General features: G+C 36.8%; 19 protein-coding genes. 8 read left to right on the forward strand and 11 right to left on the reverse strand.

The features are described from left to right. Nucleotides 1-39: 39 nt before the first annotated feature. The 4 genes from ACLI50_RS06580 to ACLI50_RS06595 are packed head-to-tail and all read right to left on the reverse strand — an operon-like array spanning nt 40 to nt 4,079. On the reverse strand, nt 40-831 hold the full coding sequence (locus ACLI50_RS06580; protein WP_411413411.1) for a TerC family protein: 792 nt from the start codon (nt 829-831) through the stop codon (nt 40-42). After that, a complete protein-coding gene (locus tag ACLI50_RS06585) occupies nt 818-2,029 on the reverse strand; it encodes a cation:dicarboxylate symporter family transporter (RefSeq protein WP_411413412.1) in 1,212 nt (403 codons plus the stop codon). Before ACLI50_RS06585 ends, ACLI50_RS06580 begins: the two co-directional genes overlap by 14 nt. 46 nt (nt 2,030-2,075) lie before the next feature. Beyond that, nucleotides 2,076-3,362 (reverse strand): CitMHS family transporter, encoded by a 1,287-nt coding sequence (locus tag ACLI50_RS06590; protein WP_411413413.1) that lies wholly within the window; start codon nt 3,360-3,362, stop codon nt 2,076-2,078. Nucleotides 3,363-3,386: 24 nt separating this feature from the next. Then, nucleotides 3,387-4,079 (reverse strand): DUF2490 domain-containing protein, encoded by a 693-nt coding sequence (locus ACLI50_RS06595; protein WP_411413414.1) that lies wholly within the window; start codon nt 4,077-4,079, stop codon nt 3,387-3,389. Between the two features lie 296 nt (nt 4,080-4,375). Between ACLI50_RS06595 and ACLI50_RS06600 the strand changes: the two genes are divergently transcribed. Together ACLI50_RS06600 and ACLI50_RS06605 are read left to right on the forward strand one after the other, a co-directional pair. Then, nucleotides 4,376-5,344, forward strand: a complete 969-nt coding sequence (locus ACLI50_RS06600; protein ID WP_343640734.1) for a sensor histidine kinase — start codon at nt 4,376-4,378, stop codon at nt 5,342-5,344. Next, nucleotides 5,337-6,035 carry a LytR/AlgR family response regulator transcription factor gene (locus tag ACLI50_RS06605; protein WP_411413415.1) on the forward strand — a complete coding sequence of 233 codons (699 nt, stop codon included), beginning with the start codon at nt 5,337-5,339 and terminating at the stop codon, nt 6,033-6,035. Before ACLI50_RS06600 ends, ACLI50_RS06605 begins: the two co-directional genes overlap by 8 nt. A gap of 56 nt (nt 6,036-6,091) precedes the next feature. Here ACLI50_RS06605 and ACLI50_RS06610 read toward each other — a convergent pair whose 3' ends face one another. The 4 genes from ACLI50_RS06610 to ACLI50_RS06625 form a co-directional block, all read right to left on the reverse strand. Then, complete coding sequence (locus ACLI50_RS06610; protein WP_262486832.1) at nt 6,092-6,226, reverse strand: hypothetical protein; 135 nt, start codon at nt 6,224-6,226, stop codon at nt 6,092-6,094. Between the two features lie 250 nt (nt 6,227-6,476). After that, nucleotides 6,477-6,614, reverse strand: a complete 138-nt coding sequence (locus ACLI50_RS06615) for a hypothetical protein (RefSeq protein ID WP_167348788.1) — start codon at nt 6,612-6,614, stop codon at nt 6,477-6,479. Between the two features lie 278 nt (nt 6,615-6,892). Then, a complete protein-coding gene (locus ACLI50_RS06620) occupies nt 6,893-9,280 on the reverse strand; it encodes a M1 family metallopeptidase (protein ID WP_411413416.1) in 2,388 nt (795 codons plus the stop codon). A gap of 67 nt (nt 9,281-9,347) precedes the next feature. Continuing rightward, the gene (locus ACLI50_RS06625; protein ID WP_227943265.1) at nt 9,348-9,926 is read right to left on the reverse strand and encodes a HupE/UreJ family protein; all 579 of its coding nucleotides are present in this window, start codon (nt 9,924-9,926) and stop codon (nt 9,348-9,350) included. A gap of 151 nt (nt 9,927-10,077) precedes the next feature. Here ACLI50_RS06625 and ACLI50_RS06630 point away from each other — a divergent pair, with 151 nt between their 5' ends. Together ACLI50_RS06630 and ACLI50_RS06635 are read left to right on the forward strand one after the other, a co-directional pair. Beyond that, complete coding sequence (locus ACLI50_RS06630; protein WP_411413417.1) at nt 10,078-13,296, forward strand: S8/S53 family peptidase; 3,219 nt, start codon at nt 10,078-10,080, stop codon at nt 13,294-13,296. 77 nt (nt 13,297-13,373) lie between these two features. Next, nucleotides 13,374-13,889, forward strand: coding sequence for a DUF6702 family protein (locus tag ACLI50_RS06635; RefSeq protein WP_411413418.1), 516 nt, complete (start codon nt 13,374-13,376; stop codon nt 13,887-13,889). Between the two features lie 5 nt (nt 13,890-13,894). Here the strand turns inward: ACLI50_RS06635 and ACLI50_RS06640 are convergent, their stop codons facing one another. Then, nucleotides 13,895-14,488, reverse strand: a complete 594-nt coding sequence (locus tag ACLI50_RS06640; RefSeq protein ID WP_411413419.1) for an acyl carrier protein phosphodiesterase — start codon at nt 14,486-14,488, stop codon at nt 13,895-13,897. A 396-nt stretch (nt 14,489-14,884) separates the two neighbouring features. Further along, nucleotides 14,885-16,234 carry a DNA repair protein RadA gene (gene radA / locus ACLI50_RS06645; RefSeq protein WP_343640748.1) on the reverse strand — a complete coding sequence of 450 codons (1,350 nt, stop codon included), beginning with the start codon at nt 16,232-16,234 and terminating at the stop codon, nt 14,885-14,887. Between the two features lie 140 nt (nt 16,235-16,374). Here radA and ACLI50_RS06650 point away from each other — a divergent pair, with 140 nt between their 5' ends. The 3 genes from ACLI50_RS06650 to yidC all read left to right on the forward strand — a co-directional run bounded on the left by ACLI50_RS06650 (nt 16,375) and on the right by yidC (nt 20,755). Further along, nucleotides 16,375-16,944 (forward strand): YceI family protein, encoded by a 570-nt coding sequence (locus ACLI50_RS06650; protein ID WP_110008140.1) that lies wholly within the window; start codon nt 16,375-16,377, stop codon nt 16,942-16,944. A gap of 225 nt (nt 16,945-17,169) precedes the next feature. Beyond that, the gene (pyrG, locus tag ACLI50_RS06655) at nt 17,170-18,777 is read left to right on the forward strand and encodes a CTP synthase (RefSeq protein WP_110008139.1); all 1,608 of its coding nucleotides are present in this window, start codon (nt 17,170-17,172) and stop codon (nt 18,775-18,777) included. Between the two features lie 178 nt (nt 18,778-18,955). Beyond that, nucleotides 18,956-20,755 carry a membrane protein insertase YidC gene (gene yidC, locus ACLI50_RS06660; RefSeq protein WP_227943270.1) on the forward strand — a complete coding sequence of 600 codons (1,800 nt, stop codon included), beginning with the start codon at nt 18,956-18,958 and terminating at the stop codon, nt 20,753-20,755. A gap of 131 nt (nt 20,756-20,886) precedes the next feature. On the opposite strand, the gene rnhB is transcribed toward yidC, so the two are convergent. Beyond that, nucleotides 20,887-21,471 (reverse strand): ribonuclease HII, encoded by a 585-nt coding sequence (gene rnhB, locus ACLI50_RS06665; RefSeq protein ID WP_110008137.1) that lies wholly within the window; start codon nt 21,469-21,471, stop codon nt 20,887-20,889. 489 nt (nt 21,472-21,960) lie between these two features. Between rnhB and ACLI50_RS06670 the strand changes: the two genes are divergently transcribed. Further along, nucleotides 21,961-25,008, forward strand: a complete 3,048-nt coding sequence (locus tag ACLI50_RS06670) for a SusC/RagA family TonB-linked outer membrane protein (RefSeq protein ID WP_411413420.1) — start codon at nt 21,961-21,963, stop codon at nt 25,006-25,008. Nucleotides 25,009-25,015 lie beyond the last annotated feature (7 nt).

The following is a 25,015-nucleotide window of genomic DNA, read 5'->3' on the forward strand; positions in this document are numbered from 1 at the left end:
CAGATTTTTATTTCCGAATGTGAAAATTTGGCAGAAAAATTATTTTTTGCGGGCCGGAAATCCCAAAAGATAACTGGTGGCTACAGGCACTACAAACAACAGAACGGTAATGGCGGAAACTAAAATTTCCATGGTATGGCTGCCTAAGAAATGAGCGAATGCATTAGCAGGGTAGAAGTGCTCGTATAAGGACAGGCTTAATTTAATTCCTAAAATAGCAATGACAATAAAAGCTGCCGTTTCCAGAAAAGGAAATACCTGCATCAAACGGACAAACCACTGCGCAATAAATCTCATCGCTAAAATTCCAATAAAAACCCCCAACGTAATCAGAAGTAAATTGTCTGAAAAAGCGACTGCCGCAAAGACATTATCTATGGAGAAAGCAAGATCCATTACCTCCACAATAGCAACCGTTGCCCAGAACTGCCCCAACAGCCCGATCGAATTTTTATACAGCCAGCTGGATTCTTTGTCCGGGTTTTCCTCCGGATTTTCTTCATCATTTGTGTTTTTTATTTTTTTGACAAACCAGTCAAAGGAAATATAGATCAGGTATAATCCTCCCAGTGGTTTCAGCCACCAGACGGAAATGAGTACGGAGGCGAAAATAAGAGCAAGCCCTCGAAATATATAAGCTCCAAGAATTCCATATTTCAGGGCTTTTTTTCTTTGATGTTCGGGCAGGTCCATGACGATGGTCGCCAATACGGCAGCATTGTCTACGGAGAGAAGGCTTTCGATAAGGATCAGATTGCCGATAATGGCAGCCGATTTTGCAGGGTTTTGTAATATGTCATTGAAAAGGTGGGTAAAATCAGGAAACATCATTTTTTAAAGGAATAGAATTTTGATTAAGTTTTGAAATAATGGCAGCAGAAACTGAAATGCCGATGAAATTGGTGACAGATCTGGCTTCATTCATAAAGCGGTCTACACTGTACAACAGCGCAAGATCTGTGGTAGGAATTTTTCCAAACCTGCTTAGGGTAAACATCAGCGCAAGGAAGCCTGATCCCGGTACTCCCGAAGCTGTTTTGGAAGCAATGGAAATGGTGATAAAAAGCCAGAAATAATCCATTGGCGTAAGGGAAATATTGTAAAGCTGAACGAGGAAAATACATGAAATAGAAAGATAAATACAAGCTCCTGCCAGATTAAAATTGTACCCGAGAGGAATAATAAGACGAAGAATCTTCCGGTCATAACCCTGAGATTCCATTTTATCAAAAATCATAGGGAATGCCATCTTGGAAGAAGAAGTGGCTACTACCAGAATAATTTCTTCTTTGATACTGATTAAAAATTCCCAGAGGTTGATTTTAAAGTAAGCCGTTACAATCCCTAATATTCCGAAAATAAAAAATACACTGGTAAGATACACGGTGGCCACAATTTTACTTAAAGGCAGCAAAGTATTGATTCCATATACCGAAATGCCATAAGCGATGTTACAGAAAATGACTATTGGCAGAAACAGATACACATATTTGATGAGCCTGAAAAACAAATTTCTTCCTGCGTCTAAAGCTTTAAAGATGTTATTTCTCTTCTTCGAAATACCAATCACAACTCCCGCAGATATGGATATGAAAAGAAAAAGTACATAGTTGCTGATATGCAGTGGGTTGCTGGCCGTTGTTAAAAATCTTTCCGGAAGTGCCTTGTGCGAAGAAATAATAATTCCCGTGTTGGCTCCCGGCTTTAAAAGAAGACCGGACCCGATTCCCAATACAATGCTTATGGAAGTGATGATTAAAAAATACAGAACCATCTGGATTACAATTTTAAAAGCATTTTTAGTGCTGAAAATATAGCTTACGCCATAGGTCACCGCAATGAAAATAACAGGAATGATCAACACTTCAAGAAGCATAAAAAAGTAACTGCTTACCTTTTCCAGCTGTTTACCGACTTCCGGAAAATAATAACCCGTTAATGCGCCACAGATAATAGCCGTGAAAACATACAGGGTAAGGTTTCTTAAATAGGAGTCTGTAAATGTTTTTTGCTTAACAGTTTTCATCATTCACTTTTTTATAGATAATAAGATTACGAAATTCAAAGATATAACCTTATATAATACCAAGAATCAATGCACTCAGCAACATGATGACTGATGATCCTAAGGCCCACTTTAATGTATATTTCAAATGATCTGAAAACTCCACACCCGCCAGCGATACCAACAGATAAGTAGACGGAACCAATGGACTGAGAAGGTGAGAACCCTGCCCGATAAGACTTGCTCTTCCCAATATTTCCGGTGAAATTCCCAATTGATGACCGGTAGCAACGATAATAGGCAATATTCCAAAGTAGTAGGCATCATTGGATAGGAAAAAAGTAAACGGTATACTGAATAAGGCTGTCACAATATTCATATAACCGCCCCAGCTCTTAGGAACTATTTCTATCATACTGTTTCCCATTGCCTGCATAATACCCGATCCGTTCAGGATTCCTGTAAAAATTCCGGCTCCAAAGATCATTCCGGCCACTGAAAGGGCATTTCCTGCATGTTTGGAAATGATTTTCTGCTGGTCCTTTAATTTGGGATAATTGATGATGGAAGCGATACAGAAAGCAATCATAAAGGCAATCCCTAAAGGAACAATATCAAGAATCATGACTACCAAAAGGGTAATGGTAAGAGCAAGATTGATCAGAATCAGTTTCGGGCGGCGAAGTGCAGGATCTGCTTCGCCAATAATATCATTGCTGTTGTAGCGTGTAAACTTACCATGTTTTGCGATTCGTATTTTTTCCTTTCTTCCCAAAATATAGGCAACAAATATAACCCACAGGATACCTATTGCCATAATAGGAATCATAGGCACAAATATTTCAGTGTGGCCAAGCTTCAGGGAACTCATTACCCTTGCTGTTGGTCCTCCCCAGGGAAGAATATTCATAATCTGCCCGGCAAGCATAATAATACAGGTAAGAATCAGCGGATTCATCCCTTGTTTTTTATACAACGGAAGCATAGCAGCCACGACAATTAAATAGGTGGATGAACCATCACCATCCAATGAAACCAATGATGTAAGAACAGCAGTTCCTATGGTTGTTTTGATGGGATTGTCTCCAACTGCTTTTAAAATTATATTCACTAACGGTTCAAAAAGTCCCGTGTCTATCATTAAACTGAAATAAAGGATCGCAAAGATCAGCATAACACCGGTCAGAGCTATTTCTTTGACACCGTTTTTCATCATGTCTCCCAACTGAGGACCAAAGCCTGCAAAAAGGGCTATAGTTACCGGCACAATGACCAAAGCCGTAAGCGGGGTCATCTTTTTGTTCATGATCAGGATCATGAAGATGAAAATCATTAAAAAACCAAGAAATGTAAGCATAGTTATCTATAAATATTAATGAGGTTATTGTTGTTTCTTTTTTCTCCAGTCAAAACTGTTTCTGAAGCCTATAAATCCGTAATTGCTTGTTTTTCCGGTTTCCATCTGATTGATAAAGGCCAGTTCCAGAGCAGAATTTTTTCCCACTTTTATTCCAAGGCCTGCGGTAATACGATTGCTGTCGAAAGGTTCTTCTTTATCCATATTCATTCTTATTTCATTTTTAAGAATACCGTAGAGTTTTTCTTTTTCTCCTTTTTTGTTGAAGGGAATACGGACAGAGATCAGATACCGGAGTCTTACCTCAAATTCATCGGGGTTGCTGAGAAAACGCTCTTCCACTCTGAGACGGTTGGAAATTGATGTTCTTCCGATATAATAATCAGCAGTTACCTGTTGGAATGGTCTCTTTTCATACCGTATTTTTTTAGAATCGTCAGCATTGTAAGATTCAAGGATCAGAAACATGGCTCCAGCGGCAGGTCTTATATTTTCAGCTACTTCATAATCTACATAGGCATTTACCAGAAAAAGTCTTGTGTCATAAGCCAGATCGAAGGAACGGTACTGGGTAAGTGCAGTTAAAGTACTTTTATCGGTAAGTTTTGCCGACATCAGGTACTGAAACCACATATTGTAATTATCTTTACTCTGACTATAAAGTCCGTTGAATAAACATAATGATAAAATAAGGGTTAATTTTATATTGATTTTCATATAATATTGGGTTAATATTGTACTTTTTCAAATATATTTATTAGAAAGAGCGGCTCTGGAATTTTTCAATCAATGACAGTTTTTCTCAACGAACTGCATTTTGAGGCAAAAAGATATTTATATTTGAGGCGTTTCAAAATAAGGTATGGACTATGTTTTTAATCATTAATTTTATTGTTATATTATTGATTATCAGAATTTTATTTAGTGGTAAGATTCTGGAAAGTCTTATGAAATACCGTTGGAAATTTTTGTTGAGGTTTCAGCACATTTTTTTCCTTTTTATCTTCATTTTGATGACTTATTTCACCGAAAACTACTTCCTGGACTCAACTCAGTTGGTAATAAGCATTATTTTGAACACCATTTTCAATGTGGGAATTTACTATCTGGTGTACTATTATCTGGTTCCCCGGTTCTATTTGTCCAATAAATACCCGGAGTTTATCCTCTATGCTTTGATCCTCTTTTTAGTCTCCAGTCTTTTCAGAATTCTTTGGGGACCTGCCGTTTTTCAGATGGATTTCAGTGGTAAAGGCTACCACGTCGGATTCTTGTATAACGTGTATATCTCACAGGGAATCATCATTCTGGTAGGCTCTTTTTTGGGAATTACCAAAGACAAATTTTTAATAGAACAGGATGTGATCAGCCTTGGAGAAGAGAAAGATCAGCTTTATCTTGATTTGCTGAAGTCTAAACTGAACCCTCATTTTTTGCTGAATACCCTTAATAATATCTATGCCAATAGTGTGACCCATTCGGAGAAGACATCGGATTCTATTTTGCAGTTGAGCAAGCTTTTGAAATATATTATTTATGACAGCGGAAAAGAAAAAGTAACCGTTTCTCAGGAATTTTCTTCCCTGAAGGCACTTGCCGCTTTGTATCAGCTTAAATATAATAATCAGCTGGATATTGTCATGGATATTGAAGATCAGGAAGAATTTGAAATTGCTGAAATTCCGTCTGCTATACTTTTGACTTTATTTGAAAACGCTTTAAAACATTCAGCAATAGGAGAAGATGCTCACGCTTTTATAAAATTATTCTGTCATATTGAGCGCTCTGAACTGTATTTTGAAATTATAAATTCTGTCGGGAAAGATAGAACTCATGCGGTTGAATCTGATTATCACGGGTTGGGAAATGAAGCCATAATTCATATATTGGAAAAATTTTATCCTGATCAGTATGAGTTCTATTCCGGCCCGAAAGAAAATGATCAGTATAAAATTGCTTTAACAATTATTATCAATGGCTAACCTGACTATCGTAAATGTAGATGATGAATATCCTGCATTACAGCTTGTAAAACAATATTGTGATCAGCTTGAAGAGGTTGAACTGCTGGCTTCATTTCAGAAACCGGAAGAAGCACTGGCATTTCTGAAAACCAATAAAGTAGATCTTGTTGTTTTCGATATTAATATGCCTGGGATTAATGGAGTAGAGCTTTTGCAGCAGCTTCCTGATCCGCCGCTATGTATTTTTCTTACGCTGGAAACAAAATATGCAGTGAAAGCCTTTGAGCTGGATGTCGTTCATTATCTTATCAAGCCTGTGGATTTTGATACCTTTAAAAAAGCAGTCCATAAAGCAAGGGATTTTGTTCAGTTTAAAAGTTCGGCCGGCAGCCGGCAGCAGGAAGACTTTATTATGTTCAAATCCAATTATGTGATGAACAAGGTTTTCCTTAAAGATATTCTGTGGATACAGGGATTCGGTGAATATATTGTTTTGATGACGCCTTTGAAAAAATATATGATTCTGGAGAGAATGTCCAATTTTGAAGAGAAATTCCAGCATTTGGGATTTATCCGGATCCATAAGTCTTATATTGTATTGTCCGAACATATTAATTCGTATAATTCCAGCCATGTTTTTTTGAAAAACGGCGATGAGCTTCCGTTAGGGAGAACTTATAAAAAGAATGTAAAAGAACATTTAAGTTAAAAAATAAAGCCGGAATATTTCCAGCTTTATCTTAAATTGTTATCTAAGGATTGGAACTATGGGCAATATTGTCCCGGTCCGATCCACAGGATACATTGTCCTTTGTAATTGTACTCACAGCAAATACGTCCTGCTGCTCCGCCATTGACTGATTTCTGAGCATCTCTGCTTAATAATTTAGCGTTTTTCATAGTTAATAATATTTTGTTTTGTATATCCCTGAACATTTAAAGTCAATCAGGATTTTGACATTTGGTGTAAAAGAAGTGAATCAAAGATACTATTTTTCCTTATAATGTGATATATTTTTGTTTGTAATTTTTATAATAAAATTTTGATTATCAGTTATTAATGGTTTTTATCCGAAATCCGGAGCTTGAGAATATAAAACAGAAAAGCCGGAAAACTCCGGCTTTATTTTAATTGTTATCAGGTTACAGATTAAGGACAATTTTGTCCCGGTCCGATCCATAAAGTACATTTTCCGTTGTCGTCGCGTTCGCAGCATACGAGTCTGGCAGCAAGCCCGCCATTGATGGTTTTCTGAGCATCTCTGCTTAGTAATTTGGCATTTTTCATAAGTAATATTTTGTTTTTTTAATCCTGAGCATTTATTGTCAATCAGGTTTTTGACATTTGGTGTTATGGTGATTCAAATATAAAACTTTTTAAGTCAGGTTGTTATATTTTTTTATAGACGGAAAACAGGTGTTGGTATTTGCAGGAGTTCAATTGATTACTGAACTTTTGGATAGGCAGATTTAAGCAAAAAAAAACACTACTTCATATTAAAAAAAGAATTATTCTTTTTAATACGAAGTAGTGCTGTATTTGTTAAAGTTTACAACTTCCTGGTTTTAACTTTTTCCTGCAGCCTGCATTGGATTAACCTTTCCGGTTGAGCCTCCTCTTACATTTCCGCCTTCCTGTTTTTGTTTGAAAAGCTGGAATTTAGAAGTTTCAGTACCCGCTCCGGTACTGCTCCAGAAATTATTGGTGGTATCAATATCAGCAGTTTCTCTCATGGGATCAAGCTGAATAGATTTCACTTTCTTATCAAAATAATAAGTCTTGGAAACTTTTTGTTCATTCAGCCTCCAGATCTGTGCAGCAGATTTATCATACACTTTTGAACCGTCTTCAAACGTGAACTCAAGAATGATAGGCATTACCAATCCGCCCTTGTTGACAAAATCGATCTGATATCCTGTAATATTTTTGAATTTCTCTTTATCCTTAGCATCTAAAGGAAGACCAGCTTCGGTTTTGATGCTATATTGCTTATTATTATCTACCTTTTCCTGGCCTCTGTCATATTTGTAATAGAAATCCTGAACATCCTTATCGCCGTCTACATAGAATTTAATATTCTTATCTTCTCTGTTTCTGATTTTTGAAAGATCTTCAAAATTGTTGACCAATGGTTTTTCTACCTGATATTTCACTTCAGCAGCAGCTTTAGGATTCGTCTCAAGATCAGGAACGGCTACCGTCACTTTATCAATAGCGATGTCTACAGGATCTGTACCGTAAAACCATCCTCTCCAGAACCAGTCCAGGTCTTCACCACTGGCATCTTCCATGGTACGGAATAAATCTGCGGGTTCAGGATGCTTGAATGCCCATCTTTTGGCATACGTTTTAAAAGCTTTGTCGAAAAGTTCCCTTCCCATGATTGTTTCACGAAGAATATTCAGTCCTGTAGCAGGTTTTGAATAGGCGTTCGGCCCATACTGAACAATATTTTCAGAGTTACTCATGATAGGTTCCAGCTGATCTTTCGGGAGTTTCATATAATCTACGATCGTCCATGCCGGTCCTCTTTTGGATGGGAATTTATTATCCCACTTTTCTTCTGTAAGGTATTCTGTAAAAGTATTCAGACCTTCGTCCATCCATGCCCATTGTCTTTCATCAGAATTGATGATCATAGGGAAGAAGTTGTGCCCAACTTCGTGGATGATAACTCCGATCATTCCGTTTTTGGTCCCTTCAGAATAGGTTCCGTCCTTTTCGGTTCTTCCGAAGTTGAAACAGATCATCGGATATTCCATTCCGTTGGCCGCTTCTACAGATTGGGCTACAGGGTATGGATAAGGAATGGTAAATTCCGAATAGGTTTTAATGGTATGAGCAACCGCTTTTGTGGAAAAATTTCTGTAAAGACCATAAGATTCCTTTGGATAAAAGCTCATTGCCATTACTTTATTATTGTTTTCAGGAATGGTTACACGCATTCCGTCCCATACAAATTTTCGGGAAGAAGTCCAGGCAAAGTCACGAACATCCTTCGCTTCAAAAACCCATGTTTTTCTTTGTTTTGAATGATTTTTTTCCGCTTTCTTGGCTTCATCCAAAGTTACAATTTCAATAGGTTCAGAAGCATTTTCAGCTTTTCTGTATCTTGACAGCTGATCAGACGTTAATACCTGGTCATAATTTTTACACTCTCCGGTTCCGCCAACAATATGATCGGAAGGAACATTCATTGAAACTTTAAAGTCTCCGAAAACCAGCGCAAATTCACCTCTTCCGGTAAACTGGTGGTTCTGCCAGCCCTGGAAATCACTATACACACACATTCTCGGATACCATTGTGCCATGGTATACAGATCGTTGCCGTCTTCAGGGAAATTTTCATAACCGCCGCGGCCGCCCATTTTGATTCTATTGGGAATATTGTAGTTCCAGTCTACTTTGAAAACGAATTTCTCACCCTTTTTCAAAACCTTGGGAAGATCAATACGCATCATAGTCTTGTTGACTGTATATTTCAAAGGACTACCTGAAACATCAGTCACTTTCTCAAGACTTACACCATACCCGTTATCCTTAACAGGAAGTTCTGTTACTTTAAGCTGCTGGTCTGTTGTTGAAGGGTGAAGAACAGATGAAGTATCATACCCGGCATTTCTAATGCTGGAATGTTCATTTTCATCAAGCTGAAGCCAGATATAATCCAGATCATCAGGCGAATTGTTGTAATAAGTTACCGTTTCTGAACCTTTCAGGTTTCTTTTATCCTCATCCAGATAAGCGGTGATGTTGTAGTCGGCCCTGTTCTGCCAGTATCCGTGACCGGGAGCTCCTGATGCCGTTCTGTAAATGTTGGGTGTTGGCAGAATAGTGCCCAGCTGCTCAAACTTGTTACCATGATTGCTGCCTGGGTTATTCTGAATATTTTGTGCGGTGAAACCTGTATATGCAAATACAGAAAGTGAAAGTATAACAACTTTTAGTTTCATAACCGAAATGATTTTTTGATGATCAAAGATAGTAATTACCTGTTGAATTAATATGAATATTTAAATTTTAAAAAGGAATTCTTTCCAAAGTCATTTTTAGGGATAAAGCAAATACGCCTGAAGAGACAAATAAAATCCAGTCTTTTTTATTCACTTTAAAAAGATTGAGCAGAATGAAAAGGACGATCAAAATAGCAAAAACAATTACAATCTGGCCAAGCTCCAGTCCGATATTGAAGCCAAGCAGAGGTAAGGCTATACTCTGGCTTTTGGCAATCATTACTCTTGCGGTGTTGGCAAATCCCATCCCATGAACAAGGCCGAAGATCAGTGCAAGATAATAGTTGGCCCGCATCAGAGTTTGTTTCTGGTTTTTCATGATAATATTATCCAGAGAGGTCAGAACAATGGTTAAAGGAATTAAAAATTCCACCCAGTCGGAAGGAACTCTGAAAATATCCAGAATACTCAGTGCTAATGTAATGGAATGTCCAATGGTGAATGCCGTAACAAGAATCAGAATTTTTTTCCAGTCACTGTAAGAATAAACAGCAATTAAAGCCAGAACAAAAAGCTGATGATCAAGGGCATCCAGTGAAATAATGTGTTCCCATCCAAGGTTTAAATAAAAAAGAAAATCCTGCATTTTGGTTAAAAAAATTTATATTTTGAATATATTGTTAAAATATGATTGATTTTATTATTTGGTTTAATTTTTAAGCTTGATTGTTGTTAATATCTTGGCTTATTGATATGTTGAATAAAAATTGTATAATTGTATTGCTTAAAAATGAATTATGGATATTAAAAAATTATTTTCTACAAATGTAAACATTTCACCCGGAGGAGCGAAGCTTCTCAGAAATGCTGCAGCAGCGTTTTTAGGATTATATTCCTATGCATTTTACGGACAGGTACAAAAACTGGACTCCCGGTTTGATATTTTATTGAAAAATAAGGAAAATATAGCCAATGGAAGATCTGTTAGGGATTTGGAACGTCCTGATATGAAACTTGATAAGCATCTGGTAGTGACTTCAAAGGGAGCACAAACCATGTATTCATGTATTATTTATACCAAAGAACCGGAAAAACTGAAAGCAGACGGTTTTATTATTCAGAGCCAGCTGCCGGCTTTCTCCACAGCTTTGGTTACCATTGAAGATATTGAAAGACTGATGCAGCTTCCTTATGTAACCTCTGTAATGGCGCCGGAATTTGATGAACTTCATAATGATGTGAGCAGAGCTCAGTCCGGAGCAAGCCTTTTGCAGGATGGAGTTTTCAATAACACCGCTTATAACGGAACAGGTGTTCTGGTAGGAATTTATGACAGCGGAATAGACTGGAAACACCCGGATTTCAGAAAAGCCGATGATCAGACCAAAAGCAGAATTGTTTCCATTTGGGATCAGACATTAACTGCACAGGCGGGAGAAACCGCCCCGATAGGGTTTTCTACTGGTGTAGAATATACCCGAGCGCAGATTGAAGATGAACTGGACGGAACACCAACAGGTTTTGTTCGTGAAAATGATATTAATGGTCACGGAACCCACGTTTCAGGTACAGCAGCCGGGAATGGTGCAGCCTTTGCCGATAAAAGACATAAGGGATTCTCATCTGATGCAGATATTGTTTTTGTAAAAGGTGGCAACGGGTCTTTTCCCACAACCAATACCATTAATGCTTTAACGTATTTCAAGAACGTGGCAACGGCTCTTAATAAGCCCATTGTCGTTAATATGAGTATCGGTGGTCAGAGTAGTGCCCACGACGGAACCTCCAGCCATGAAGTAGCAGTGAATAGTTTTACCACTTCAGGAGCGGGAAGAGTTGTTGTGATTTCAGCAGGAAATGATTATGGAGCTAATCTTCACAGAAAAGTAGATATTGCAGCCGGTGCGGCACAAACATATAACTTTACCGTAGCAAGCAACACTTCCGCAGCTTCAGTATTCTCATTCATTATGTATGCCAATGACAATACTCCCGTTACTGCAAAATTAACCACTCCGGACGGACAGCAGTATACACAGAATATCAGTACAAACACTGCTCACACTATATTGGGAGGAGGTCTTACCGCAACTATGTACAACTATTGGAGTAACGACAACAATAAAAGGTATGTGCAGCTGGTAGTAACCAGAACCTCCGGAACCACCAATGTTCAGGGGAATTATTCATTGGAAATTACCAACAACGGAACCCAGCAGATCACAGCCCACGGCTGGCTGTATAGTCAGGGAGTGCAAACCACCTTACAAAACGGGGATAATGAATATATTGTAGGATCACCGGGAAATGCTTCCAACGCCATCACGGTAGCTTCCTATATGGGAAGAGCCAGTTGGTACAGTGGAGCAAGCGGCTACTTTACACTTACTCCGCAAGAATCCATCTCTTCATTCAGTGCCCAGGGACCAAGAGTAGATGGTGTTCAGAAACCGGATATTGCAGGCTCAGGACAGAACGTGATTTCTTCCCGATCAGCTGATTCTGCTCCTGGCTCAACAGATATTATTGCCGGAACCAATTATTATGTAAAAAACCAGGGAACAAGTATGTCTTCACCGGGGGTAGCAGGAGCTGTCGGCTTACTGCTTCAGGCTAATCCTTCATTAACGGCAGCTCAGGTGAAAGCACGTCTTACTTCCAATGCAAGAATGGATGGGGCAACAGGAACTGTTCCCAATATGAGATGGGGATATGGGAAATTAGATATTTACAAAGCTGTTACGGATGAATTAGGTTGTGTAAAATCTAATTTTGAAACTGTAGGATACGATGAACCTTATATTATTGCCAATACAGAATCTAATTATTACTTTGATAATATTGCCCTGGCAGTAAGATATACGCCGACATTGACAGGAAAACTGGGCGGTTTTTCATTCTTAACAGGTACTTCTCTTCCTTCGGATATTCCGGTTGATATCCAAATCAGAAAAGTGGATGCCAATGGAAACCCAGGAGATATTATAGCAACTAAAACCATTACTTCATGGCTTAATAACGTTCAAAGATTTACCTGGAATTATGTGAACCTTTCAGATCTGAATATTCAAATGGTAACCGGAAAAGAATTTTATATTGTCGTAAACGGGTTAGGAGGAAGGATTGCCATGAAAGCTGAAAATGCAGTAGTGAATAACAGATCTAAGACTTCTACAGACGGTACTACCTGGACTTCAAGAACATTTGATCTTAAAATGAGAGCCGTGGTCTACGAAAATGTTGCTGAAGTAAAGAATTTGGCAACTTCCAACCAGACGAAAGCCGGTACGGTGACAAATGGTTACAATTATTTTACAAATTCCTGCCAGCTTATCTCAAGAATAGAAAAAGAAACAGCCAGTACCGTAACAGGAAATGTAACATCCAAAGTGTGGGTTGATAATGCACAGCCCAACTATGTGGCAAGAAGATATGAAATCAATTCGGATGCAAACACTACCACAGCTACCGGTAAAGTAACCTTATATTTCAAACAGAGTGATTTCGATGCCTATAATCTGACCAATGCAGTGAAATTACCTACTTCACCTACTGATGTTGCGAATAAAGCAAATCTTCTTATTGAAAAATATACAGGAACAAGTACTACAGGTACCGTAGCTTCTTTTGGAGGAACTGCCACAATGATTACCCCGAATATTGCAGATATTATCTGGAATGATACTTACCAATATTGGGAAGTGAGCTTCCAGACGACAGGTTTTGGCGGATATTTTGTAAAAACAGGAACAACATTGGGAACAGCAGATATTAAAATAAATTCAGAAGTGAACATCACCCCGAATCCTGCAAAAGATTTTGTAAATGTATCGTTAGGCAGATATTCTAAAGGGACAGTAACTATTTATGATGCTTCAGGAAAATTGGTTAAAACGGTCAATGTAGATAAAAATTCCGGTAAAATTGATGTTTCAGAACTGGTAAGAGGAACGTATCTGTTTACCATTGCATTGGATGATAACACAAAAATTACGAAAAAAGTAATGAAGCAATAAATTCATCAATCCATTATAATCAAAAGCAGCGGTTGTATAACTGCTGCTTTTTTTATATTTGCTGTAAAATAAAATTCATGCCGGGTAAGTTTTTTTGGGGATTTCTTTTTTTGATGACAATTGTTTTTCAGAGCTTTGTGAGCAGTGATGCGGTTCATCCATACCATGTAGGATCTGTTGAAATTAATTATAATTCAAAATCCAGAACCTTTGAAGTAACCGGAAGATTCTTTCTTGATGACATGGAAAATGGGCTGGGGAAAAAATATGGAAGTGCTTTCCATTTTAATGACGAAAAATATAAGGCGAAACTGAATGATGCCCTGCAAAAATATTGTTCAGAATATTTCAGGTTAAAGGCTGATAACAAATTTTTAAAAGTAAATTATATTGGTTATAAAGAAGATCAGGAATCTGTAGATATCTTTCTTGAGTCAGAACCGGTGCCCGTTCCGAAAAAAGTAGAAGCTGCTGTCAGTTTTTTATATAACCTTTTTGATGATCAGATCAATATTGTTCATATCATTGTAAACGGGCAAAGAAACAGTGAAAAACTTACCTATCCCAACCGTTATCTCTATAAACAGTTTTAAGAATATCAGTTTTCCAGCTGAAGCAATGTATTGATTCCTTTGGCGTGAGCCAGCAGATCAGGAAAAAAATCATCATAACACTGTTGAAAAAGATCTTTATTTTTTAAAAAAGCTTCAAAAACAGGAATATCTTTATCCAGATATTTGGCTTTATTCAGTACATTCTGAATACTGAATTTAATTCCCCAGTCTTCACGGTAATTATAAAGCCAGTCATCCTGTTCCATTTTAACCAGAATCTTTTTAAAATTTTCAGGAAGCCACTGTTCATGGGCATTCAAAACATTGTAAACATGAAGAGAATGTGCTTTCCATTCTGCCAGGGAATTCAGGGAAAGATCTCTGGCTACAAAATGGTCCATTGAAACATCAACAAATGCACCGGCGTACAGTCTTACCAAAGGAGCAAATACTTTTTTGGCTTCGTGAATAGCAGGATGAGAATCTGTAAATGTATCAATCGCTCTGTGCAGGGTAATTCCGTCCTGAATTTCCTTCGGGAAAGAAAAACGATCTCTGTTGCGGATGAAATCTTCGAGAAATTGCCCCACGATTTGCCCGTCGGTAAAAGAAAGAAAAGAATGAGCCAGATAATTCATAATTTAAAGGTATGAATTAAATGTGGATAGTGAAAGGTGAAAAGTGAATTCGCTTCGCTTGTGAATTTTTTATCGTGATATTAATTGACTATTGACTTACGTAGTAAAATTGACCAGTCAAAATTCTATCAATTGTCAATTCGCTTCGCTTGTGAATTTTTATCCACACCCCAATTGACGATTGATTTGCGGAGCAAAATTGACCATTCACAATTTTACCGATAGTGAATCCTCTTCGCTTGTGAATTTTTTTATCTTCATTTCAATTGACGATTGACTTGCGAAGCAAAATTAACCATTCACAATTTTACCTATAATGAATCCTCTTCGCTTGTGAATTTTTTTATCTTCATTCCAATTGACCATTGACTTGCGAAGCAAAATTGACCATTCACTCTAGAACAGTCTCTCGTGAAAATCCTCAATTTTACTCACTTCTTCAATCTTGATTCCAAATTTTCTTTTCGGGATTTTATTAAGGTTGGAAACAAATATTTTTTCATAACCCAGTTTTTCTGCTTCAGTAATTCTCTGCTCAATCTGGGCTACCGGACGTATTTCTCCACTCAGACCAATTTCTCCGGCAAAGCAGTAATGTTCGGAAATAGCAATATCTTCGTTGGATGAAAGAACAGAAGCGATCACCGCCAGATCCAGTGCCGGATCGTCTGTCTTTATTCCTCCGGTAATATTAAGGAAAACGTCTTTTGCCCCCAATTGAAAACCAGCTCTTTTTTCCAGTACGGCTAAAAGCATATTCAACCTTTTGGAATCAAAACCGGTGCTGCTTCTTTGAGGAGTACCATAAACGGCGGTACTTACCAGTGCCTGTATTTCAAGAAGCATAGGTCTGTTTCCTTCCAGAGTTACTGCAACGGAGTTCCCTGAAAGTTCCTCAAACTTCTTGGTAATCAATATTTCCGAAGGGTTTTTAATCTCTTTCAATCCCTGTGAGATCATTTCATAAATTCCGATTTCTGAAGTGGACCCGAAACGGTTTTTATTGGCTCTTAGTAATCTGAACAGGTGATTCCTGTCTCCATCAAAATTCAGAACAACATCCACCATGTGCTCAAGAACCTTTGGCCCGGCAATCTGTCCGTCTTTGGTGATGTGGCCTACAAGAAATACCGGAGTATTGTTTTCTTTGGCATATTTGATGATCTCATTGGAGCATTCCCGGATTTGGGATACGGTTCCCGGAGAACTCTCTATCAGCTGAGACTGCAGCGTCTGTATAGAATCGATGATCATGAAATCCGGCTCCAGTTTTTTGGCCTCATGAAGGATTTTTTCCAGTGAAGTTTCAGTAAAAAGAAAACAGTTCGGATTCTGAATATCCGTAAGCCTGTCTGCTCTCATTTTGATCTGAGAAGCACTTTCTTCCCCGGAAACATAGAAGATTTTTTTCTTCATTTTTAAAGCAAGCTGAAGCAGAAGGGTAGATTTCCCGATTCCCGGTTCACCACCAATCAGGGTCACAGAACCCAAAACGATGCCGCCTCCTAAAACACGGTTCAGCTCTTCGGAAGGTGTTTTTATTCTAGGTTCTTCGCTGGTTTCTACTTCAACAATATTGATAACATGTTGTTTGGTTTTCGAAAAGGGAGGTGTTTTGTGAGAAGGTTTTTCCACAATCTCTTCCACTAATGTATTCCACTCTCCACAGTTTTTACATTGCCCCAGCCATTGAGGGTACTGGGTTCCGCAGTTTTGACAGAAATATGCTGTTTTCAGTTTTGCCATACTGCGAAGTTATAAAAAAGCATTTTTTTTTCAGAATGTAAATGGGTTTAATATAAAAAAACTAATACGTCTGTGATAGGAATATCTTTCATATCTTAGCTTTATTCAATTAAAATATATTAATGTAAAATATCATTACAATGAAAAAAGTATTTTTATCTTTCGTATTTACGCTTGTAAGTATTGTTGCTTTTGCACAGGGAAGCTGGCAGGTAGACCAGATGCATTCATCAATCAATTTTAATATCAAGCACATGGGAATCAGTTTTGTGCAGGGAAGGTTTGATAAATTTGACGGAAAAGCAGCCACTGGTGGTGCTAATCTGGATAATGCCGATTTGAGTTTTTCTATCAGTGTCCCTTCCATTAATACAGGAGTGGACATGAGAGACAGACATCTTATCAGCGAAGAGTTTTTCGATGTTGCCAAATATCCTACGATTGAATTTAAGAGTTCTTCCGTTACAAAAGATAAGAACAATAATTACATCGTAAAAGGGAAACTGACGATGAAGGGCGTGGAAAAAGAAATTACTGCTCCGGTTACGTTTGGAGGAATTACAAAAAATAAGGACGGAAAAGAGATTATGGGAATTCAGACCAAATTTACCGTGAATCGTCTGGATTATGGAATCAAATATGACCCGTCAGGAGCCGGAATCGCGAAAGATGTTGAAGTAACAGCTTACTTTGAACTGACTAAGCAATAATATTCAGAATATAAAATATAAAAAGGTTTTCCGCTCAAATGGAAAACCTTTTTTGCTGATAGGCGACAATCCTTTGGGTTGTAGCTTTGTTTCATTTGTTTAGATCAATATTAATAAAAATTTTTATCTGGTTTTATAGTTGTTTGAGGGGTGTTTTATCATTTTCAAAATGTAAAAGATTGCTTTGTATTTCTTTTTCCCCTAACTTTGCACAAACCTAATCTAATGAGTAAAAAGAATACAAAGTACATCTTTGTGACAGGAGGTGTAACTTCATCTTTGGGAAAGGGAATCGTTTCTGCTTCTCTGGGACTTCTACTAAAATCACGCGGCTTTAATGTAACGATCCAAAAATTAGATCCTTATATCAATATCGACCCAGGAACTTTGAATCCTTATGAGCACGGAGAGTGTTATGTGACTGAAGATGGTGCAGAGACGGATCTGGATTTAGGCCACTACGAGCGTTACCTTGATGCTCCTACATCCCAAAACAACAACGTTACTACAGGAAAAATCTACCAGACTGTAATTGAAAAAGAAAGAAAAGGAGACTTCCTTGGAAAAACAGTTCAGGTAATTCCTCATATTACTAACGAAATCAAACGTAGAATTAAAATCCTTTCAAAACAGAACTACGATATCATTATTACTGAGATCGGAGGAACTGTAGGAGATATCGAATCTTTACCATACATTGAAACTGTTCGCCAGTTGAAGTGGGAATTGGGAGAGAGTAATTCTATGGTGATTCACCTTACTTTACTGCCTTATCTGGCTTCAAGTGGAGAATTAAAAACAAAACCATCCCAGCATTCCGTTCGTCAGCTGATGGAAAGCGGAATTATGGCTGATGTTTTGGTGTGCAGAACAGAACATAAAATTCCTAAAGATCAGAGAGCAAAATTGGCTCAGTTCTGTAACGTTCCTTTAGATAATGTTATTGAATGTAAAGATCTTGAAACCATTTATGAAGTTCCGATGTACCTTCAGAAGCAGAACTTTGATGATGTAGTTTTGAAAGAACTGGATCTGAAAAGTGATAAAGATGCTGATCTTAAAGACTGGAAGAGTTTCCTTAAAAAATTCCAGAATCCTAAGAAAACCGTTGAAATTGCTTTGGTTGGAAAATATGTTTCCCTTCAGGATTCGTACATTTCAATTGCTGAGGCTTTCAAACATGCCGGAGCTGACCTTGAAACTGAAGTCAAAGTTAGATGGGTATACAGTGGGGATATTACGGAAGAAAATATCAAAGATACACTGAAAGGTGTGAATGGTATTCTTGTAGCTCCAGGTTTCGGAGACAGAGGAATTGAAGGAAAAGTTCTTACCGCAAAATATGCAAGAGAAAATAAAATTCCAATGTTGGGAATCTGTTTAGGAATGCAGATTATGACGATTGAATTTGCAAGAAATGTTTTAGGACATACCAAAGCAAACTCCATGGAATTTGATACCGCTACTCCTGATCCTGTAATTTCTTTGATGGAAGAACAGAAAAATGTAGTAGATAAAGGAGGAACAATGCGTCTTGGAGCATGGAAGTGCTCATTGAAAAACGGTTCTAAATTATACGATATCTACGGAAACAAAAATATCTCTGAAAGACACCGTCACCGTTATGAATTCAACAGTGATTATCTTCAGGAATTTGAAAAGAATGGTTTCCTTGCTACAGGTACTAACCCTGAAACAGGTTTGGTAGAAGCGCTTGAACTTCCTGATCACCCGTTCTATGTAGGGGTTCAGTATCACCCGGAATATAAGAGTACGGTAGCAACACCGCATCCTTTATTCAGAGCTTTCATCAAAGCTTGCGAAAAGAAATAAGGTAAAATTTTATCATAAACGTCTACATATAAACTCAGGCTGAGAATAATCAGCCTGAGTTTATTATATAGTAACAACGTAAAGCATAGAGTTTTGATAAAAAAACAGTATTTTTGTCAGCTCAAATTATGTACACCCGTACGTACATTTTAAATTTAAAATTTTAATATAAAATAAAATGCAACAAAACAACGGAATCGATAAGAAGCAAATGATTAGTTTCGCGGTTTTATGCCTTGTTCTCTTCGGTTTTATGTTCTATTTTCAGAACAAACAAACGAAAGAAGCGGAGTTGAAAGCTCAGGAGCAGAAAACGGAACAGGCAAAAAATGCCGTAAAGCAAACTCAGGCAAGCAATATCAATCCAAATGTAACTCCTAATGCCATTCAGACAGCAAGTCTTGGGAATAATGAATTGAAACTTGAATTTTCAAGCTTAGGAGGACAGGTTTCCAAAGTAGAACTTTTAAAATATAAAGCCTACAACCACAAAACAGATAATGCAGATCAGCCGCTTTATCTTATCACAAAGAATAACTCAAACTACGGTTTTCAGTTTAAAGATAAAACAGGGAAAATCGTTAATACTAAAGATTTAGTTTTCTCACCAGCTGTTAATGGAAATGCTGTAACCTTAACTGCAGATTACAATGGTGCCGTCATTCAATTCATTTACACACTATTACCAAAATATACCCTTGATTTTAAAGTAAGAACTCAGGGACTTTCTAAAATTACTTCTGATAACAAAGCAGATTTTATCTGGGATTATAACGTAAGAAACCTTGAAAAAGGTAGAGCTCAGGAACAGTCTCACTCAGAATTTTCTTATGCCTTCAATAATTATAAAGACTATGATTATGATGGAAGAACTACCATGGAGGAAGAAAAAGAGACTCTTAACTGGATTGGTGTAAAGCAGCAGTTTTTCTCTTCAGTGATTGAAGCTAAAAACGGATTTACACAAAGTAAAGGTAATCAGGAAAATGTTGAAGAAGGAGAGTATCTGAAGAAATTCAACTACGAAGGTTTTGTTCAGATGACCGGAAGTGAGCTGAATCAGGATTTCACATGGTATTTTATGCCATTGGATTTGCCATTGCTTAAATCTTACGATAAGAATTTTGATGAAATCCTTCCGTTAGGCTGGTCATTCATCGGGGCAATGAACCGTTATTTTTTCATGTGGTTATACAGTATTATTGCTGCGTGGGGATTATCAGCAGGTTGGGTGATTTTTGTAATGACGATCATCGTAAAGCTGATCCTGTCGCCAATTATGTATAAACAGCACAAGTTAAGTGCTATGATGAAGGTGATTCGTCCGGAAATTGACGAGGTGAATGCGAAGTTTAAGGATGCAGATCCGATGAAGAAGCAGCAGGCAACGATGGAGGTTTACAGAAAAGCCGGAGTGAATCAGATGGCGGGATGTTTACCGGCATTGGTACAGATTCCAATTTTCTATGCCTTATTCCGTTTCTTCCCGAACTTTATTGATCTTAGAGGTCAAGGGTTCTGGTTTGCCAAAGATTTGACAGCGTATGATGATTTGATCAAGCTTCCGTTTAAAGTTCCTTTCCTTGGAGACCATTTAAGTATTTTCGCTTTAGCCTGTACAGTTGTTATTTTAATCTATACTGTTATGACTTCAGGAAATATGCAGCAGCCTCAGCAGGAAGGAATGCCAAACATGAAGGTATTAATGTATATCTTCCCGATTACATTCCTGTTCTTCCTTAATACTTCGGCTTCAGGTCTTTCATGGTATTATTTTGTATCGAATGCGATTAATATTCTGATTATCCTTGTTATTAAGTATTTGATCCTGGATGAAAAGAAAATCCATGCCCAGATTCAGTCTAATAAGGAAAAACCGAAAGCGGAAGGTAAATTCCAGAAGAGAATGAGAGAAATGATGGAGAAGGCTCAGGAGCAGCAAAAAGCTCAGGAACAACAAAGAAATAAAAAGAAATAAATTCTTAATAATACGTTAAAAAAGAGAAGCAATTGAACAATTGCTTCTCTTTTTTTATCTGTAATTTATTTAGAATGATTTTAAATTTTCAATCAGTGGATGAAAATTTAATAATTGAAAATCAGTTACTTTTAATCATATTTCAGTCTGAAAGACTGTCTGTGATATCGGGTCGGTCCATGTTTAATAAGCGCATCCTGATGTTTTTTAGTAGCATAGCCAAAATTGGTATCCCACCCATATTCAGGATGTTCTTCATGAAGCTGAATCATTAACTTGTCTCTATAATTTTTGGCAAGAATAGACGCTGCAGCAATCGATAATACTTTAGAATCTCCCTTGATAATACATTGATGAGGGATGTAGTTATAAGGATGAAATTTATTCCCGTCCACCAGAATAAGTTCAGGAGTTATCGTTAGTCTGTCCAGCGCACGATGCATTGCATGGATACTTGCATTGAGAATATTATGCTCATCAATAAAGGATGGAGGTAGTTCTGCGATGGCGTAGTTTTTCACATTATCTTTAATGTAGCTATCCAGTTCCATACGTGTTTTAAACGTTAGCTTTTTTGAATCATTAACCAGATTTTGTTCAAAATCATCATCCAAAATTACCGCTGCCGCTACCACCGGCCCACTTAAGCACCCTCTTCCTACTTCATCACATCCTGCTTCGATGTAAAGGTTTGACCAGTTTTTTATTAGCTCCATGAATTGTTATATACTGCAAAAATATAAAATTTTACAGGAAAGTATTTTATAGGATTTATTATTGTCATTATTTCAGTTATTATTTATTTCTATTCGGATTCTGGTAATTTAAATATATTTTTTTCACTATTTGTGGGTAATTGATTCCTTTTTCAGGGTGAAAATATCATATGCATTGCATTGTATTTTGATTTTTATAGAGTTTTTTATCTTTTATAAGTGACTTATTTTATTGTTAATCAGTTGGTTTGATGTACTTTTTGTGCATTTTTTCTATAGATAATATAAATATTTATTATTGTTAATATTTCTTAAAAAAATATAATGTCTTAATGGTTTATTTTTGTTAAATATTTGTTTTTTAACAAAAAATAGTATACTTTCATTAGTTTTTTTTATATAATGTTGAAATATTGTTATTTTTTTTGTTTTTTTCTTTGTGTTATTAAGAAAGTTTTACAAATTTGTAGCGTACAAAATTAATTTGATATGAAGAAAATAACAATGAGTCTTCTTGTTGTTGTATTATCTTCTTCCGTTGCAATTGTAAATGCTCAGCAGAAGAAAAATGATACAACTTCACAGACTAAAGAAATTGAAGGTATAGTCGTTACTGCACTTGGAATCAAGAGAGAGAAAAAATCTTTAGGTTATGCGTCGCAGGAAGTTAAGGCGGATAAACTTTTTGATGGAACTACAAATACGGGAAATATAGCATCTCAGTTATCTGGTAAAGTTGCTGGTTTAAATGTAACAACGAATTCTAATTTCGGAGGATCCTCAAACTTGGTTATTCGAGGAGTAAAATCTTTAGGAGGAAGTAATCCTTTAATTGTAATTGATGGTTCTCCAGTCAATAATTCATCTACCTCATTTGGTAATCAGAATGGAGGGTTTGATTTAGGTAATGCCTTATCAGATATTAACCAAGAAGATATAGAGTCTGTAAACGTACTAAAAGGAGCTGCTGCTTCTGCTTTATACGGAGAAAGAGGACTTAACGGTGTAATTGTAATTACAACAAAGAACGGTAAAGGAAAAGAAGACAATTCTTGGGGGGTAACTTTATCATCCTCAGTACAGGCTGGTTTTATAGATAAATCTACATTTGCAAAATACCAGACTAGATATGGTGGTGGATATGATCCTTCATTTTATTATGGGAGTGCAGCAGACGGTAAAGATTATGCCAATTTTGGAGAAGATGCATCATGGGGGCCAGAGTTTGACCCTAATTTATTAGTTTATCAGTGGGATTCATTTGATCCAACATCCCCTAATTATAAAAAAGCAACCCCTTGGGTAGCGGCAAAAAATGGGCCTCTTAAATTTTTCGAAACACCTATGTCATTTATTAATTCCATTTCCTTATCAAAGGGAAGTAAAGGATTTAATTTTAATTTGACATATGATAATAACATGTCTAGTGGTCTTTTACCAAATTCAGATTTAAGAAAAAATACAATTTCGGCTAAAGTAAACTACGATTTAAATTCTAAATTACACGCGACAGTCTATACAACCCTAACAATACAGGGAACGACAGGTAGAACAGAGACTGGTTATAACGACAATATTGTTACAGGTTTCAGACAATGGTGGCAGACAAATGTTGATTTGGAAGCGTTGAAAAATGCTTACTTTAATAATGTTGGAAATCCTACAGTAGCTAATAACTACGGAAATGTTACGTGGAATAGAAAAAGTGGATCAAATGGAAAGCCTGCCTTTTGGAACAATCCATATTTTCAGAGATATCAAAACTATTCTACTGATGATAGAACAAGAACATTTTCGTATGCTCAGTTAACTTATGATGTAAATGATCATATTAATATTACAGGTAAGCTTAGTTACGATAATACTAATTTAGTTTTTGAAAGAAGGCTTGCTGAGGGGTCGTATCCTCAAAATTTTGGAGTTTCAGGAAAAGCTATAGGCTCTGGATATCATCGATATGATTTAAGTAGAAGTGAAACAAACTTTGATTTATTCGCAAATTATAAATATGATATTACTTCGTGGTTAAACATCAGTGGTATAGTTGGAGGAAATGTAAGAAGAAATCATGAGAGTTCTATCGAAGCATCAACGGAAGGTGGTCTAATTAAGCGAGGATATTACTCATTAGATAATTCCAAAGCTCCTTTATTAAACCCAGTAGAGTTTGAAGGAACAATACAAACTAACAGTTTATATGCTACGGCTTCATTTGATTTTAATAAAGTATTCTATCTGGATGGAACAATTAGAAGAGATGCGAGTTCAACTTTACCTGATGGTAATAACAAATATACTTATGGGTCTGTTTCCGGATCAGTAATTTTATCAGAACTTTTAAAATCTGATAAATCAGTAATGAATTTTTGGAAATTAAGAGGAAACTATGCAGAAGTAGGAGGTACTGCTGATTCTTACCAATTGAAATATTCTTATTATACAGCAGGATATTTTAATACAGGAAATGGAAATATTAATATCTACAGACCTCAAACAATTCTAAAAAATGAAAATTTAAGACCTCAGAGATCCAGAGAATTTGAGTTTGGTACGGAAGTTCACTTTTTAAAAGACAGAATTGTTCTTGATGGGGCGTATTATGATACAAAGACATTTGACCAACTTATTACTCCGGATATTTCAGCTGGTTCCGGGAAACTTGGTGCAGCAATCAATGCGGGACAAATTAACAATAAAGGGATCGAATTACATTTAGGAGTAAGCCCAATAAAAACACAAGATTTTGCATGGGATATAGATGTCAACTGGGCTAAAAACAAAAGTAAGGTTGTAGAGCTAGATGCTGGTCTGCAGGTATATCAACTCGTAGGATTAGTAGGAGGCGCTTCCATAGTGGCTTCAGTTGGAAACCAGTGGGGAGATATCTATGGTAGTGATTATGTTTACTTAAATGGTGAGAAAGTGGTGGATCCTGAGACAGGATTGTATCAAACAGAGAGTAATAAAGTAATCGGAAATGTTCAAGCTAAATGGACAGGTGGATTAAGAAATTCATTTAGATATAAAAATTTCTCATTAAGTTTCTTAATAGATGTTCGTCACGGAGGGGATGTATTTTCATCAGATATGTATTATGGATTAGCGAGTGGATTATTCCCTGAAACTGCTGTTGATGGTTATAGAACAAATATACCTGTATTAGCCGGAGTTAATCCTAATGGTCAGGTAAATACAACACCAGTTAACACAGATGTAGTTAATCCTTTAGAATATGGTAACAATCCAAATGATGGGTATGCCATTGCTCCTGACAAAAGATTTGTATATGATGGATCTTTTGTAAAGCTAAGAGAAGCTAGTATTACGTATTCTCTTCCTAAGAGTATATTGGCAAATACCTTCATGAATGAGGCTAAAATCTCTATCGTGGGTAGAAACCTTTGGATTATTCATAAGAATCTTCCATATGCAGATCCTGAATCATCTCAAATGGGTGGATTGTATTCATATGGATCATCTGTGGGAGCTCTTCCTACAACAAGAGAATTGGGTGTTAATTTTACCTTTAAATTCTAAAAATAAA

It is taken from the genome of Chryseobacterium cupriresistens, assembly GCF_046614675.1.
GTDB lineage: Bacteria > Bacteroidota > Bacteroidia > Flavobacteriales > Weeksellaceae > Chryseobacterium > Chryseobacterium cupriresistens.

Excerpts from the sequence above, each read along its gene's own strand:
- ACLI50_RS06580 (WP_411413411.1), bottom strand. The coding sequence starts at position 831 with ATGATGTTTCCTGATTTTACCCACCTTTTCAATGACATATTACAAAAC.
- ACLI50_RS06585 (WP_411413412.1), bottom strand. The coding sequence starts at position 2,029 with ATGATGAAAACTGTTAAGCAAAAAACATTTACAGACTCCTATTTAAGA.
- ACLI50_RS06590 (WP_411413413.1), bottom strand. The coding sequence starts at position 3,362 with ATGCTTACATTTCTTGGTTTTTTAATGATTTTCATCTTCATGATCCTG.
- ACLI50_RS06595 (WP_411413414.1), bottom strand. The coding sequence starts at position 4,079 with ATGAAAATCAATATAAAATTAACCCTTATTTTATCATTATGTTTATTC.
- ACLI50_RS06600 (WP_343640734.1), top strand. The coding sequence starts at position 4,376 with ATGACTTATTTCACCGAAAACTACTTCCTGGACTCAACTCAGTTGGTA.
- ACLI50_RS06605 (WP_411413415.1), top strand. The coding sequence starts at position 5,337 with ATGGCTAACCTGACTATCGTAAATGTAGATGATGAATATCCTGCATTA.
- ACLI50_RS06610 (WP_262486832.1), bottom strand. The coding sequence starts at position 6,226 with ATGAAAAACGCTAAATTATTAAGCAGAGATGCTCAGAAATCAGTCAAT.
- ACLI50_RS06615 (WP_167348788.1), bottom strand. The coding sequence starts at position 6,614 with ATGAAAAATGCCAAATTACTAAGCAGAGATGCTCAGAAAACCATCAAT.
- ACLI50_RS06620 (WP_411413416.1), bottom strand. The coding sequence starts at position 9,280 with ATGAAACTAAAAGTTGTTATACTTTCACTTTCTGTATTTGCATATACA.
- ACLI50_RS06625 (WP_227943265.1), bottom strand. The coding sequence starts at position 9,926 with ATGCAGGATTTTCTTTTTTATTTAAACCTTGGATGGGAACACATTATT.
- ACLI50_RS06630 (WP_411413417.1), top strand. The coding sequence starts at position 10,078 with ATGGATATTAAAAAATTATTTTCTACAAATGTAAACATTTCACCCGGA.
- ACLI50_RS06635 (WP_411413418.1), top strand. The coding sequence starts at position 13,374 with ATGCCGGGTAAGTTTTTTTGGGGATTTCTTTTTTTGATGACAATTGTT.
- ACLI50_RS06640 (WP_411413419.1), bottom strand. The coding sequence starts at position 14,488 with ATGAATTATCTGGCTCATTCTTTTCTTTCTTTTACCGACGGGCAAATC.
- radA (WP_343640748.1), bottom strand. The coding sequence starts at position 16,234 with ATGGCAAAACTGAAAACAGCATATTTCTGTCAAAACTGCGGAACCCAG.
- ACLI50_RS06650 (WP_110008140.1), top strand. The coding sequence starts at position 16,375 with ATGAAAAAAGTATTTTTATCTTTCGTATTTACGCTTGTAAGTATTGTT.
- pyrG (WP_110008139.1), top strand. The coding sequence starts at position 17,170 with ATGAGTAAAAAGAATACAAAGTACATCTTTGTGACAGGAGGTGTAACT.
- yidC (WP_227943270.1), top strand. The coding sequence starts at position 18,956 with ATGCAACAAAACAACGGAATCGATAAGAAGCAAATGATTAGTTTCGCG.
- rnhB (WP_110008137.1), bottom strand. The coding sequence starts at position 21,471 with ATGGAGCTAATAAAAAACTGGTCAAACCTTTACATCGAAGCAGGATGT.
- ACLI50_RS06670 (WP_411413420.1), top strand. The coding sequence starts at position 21,961 with ATGAAGAAAATAACAATGAGTCTTCTTGTTGTTGTATTATCTTCTTCC.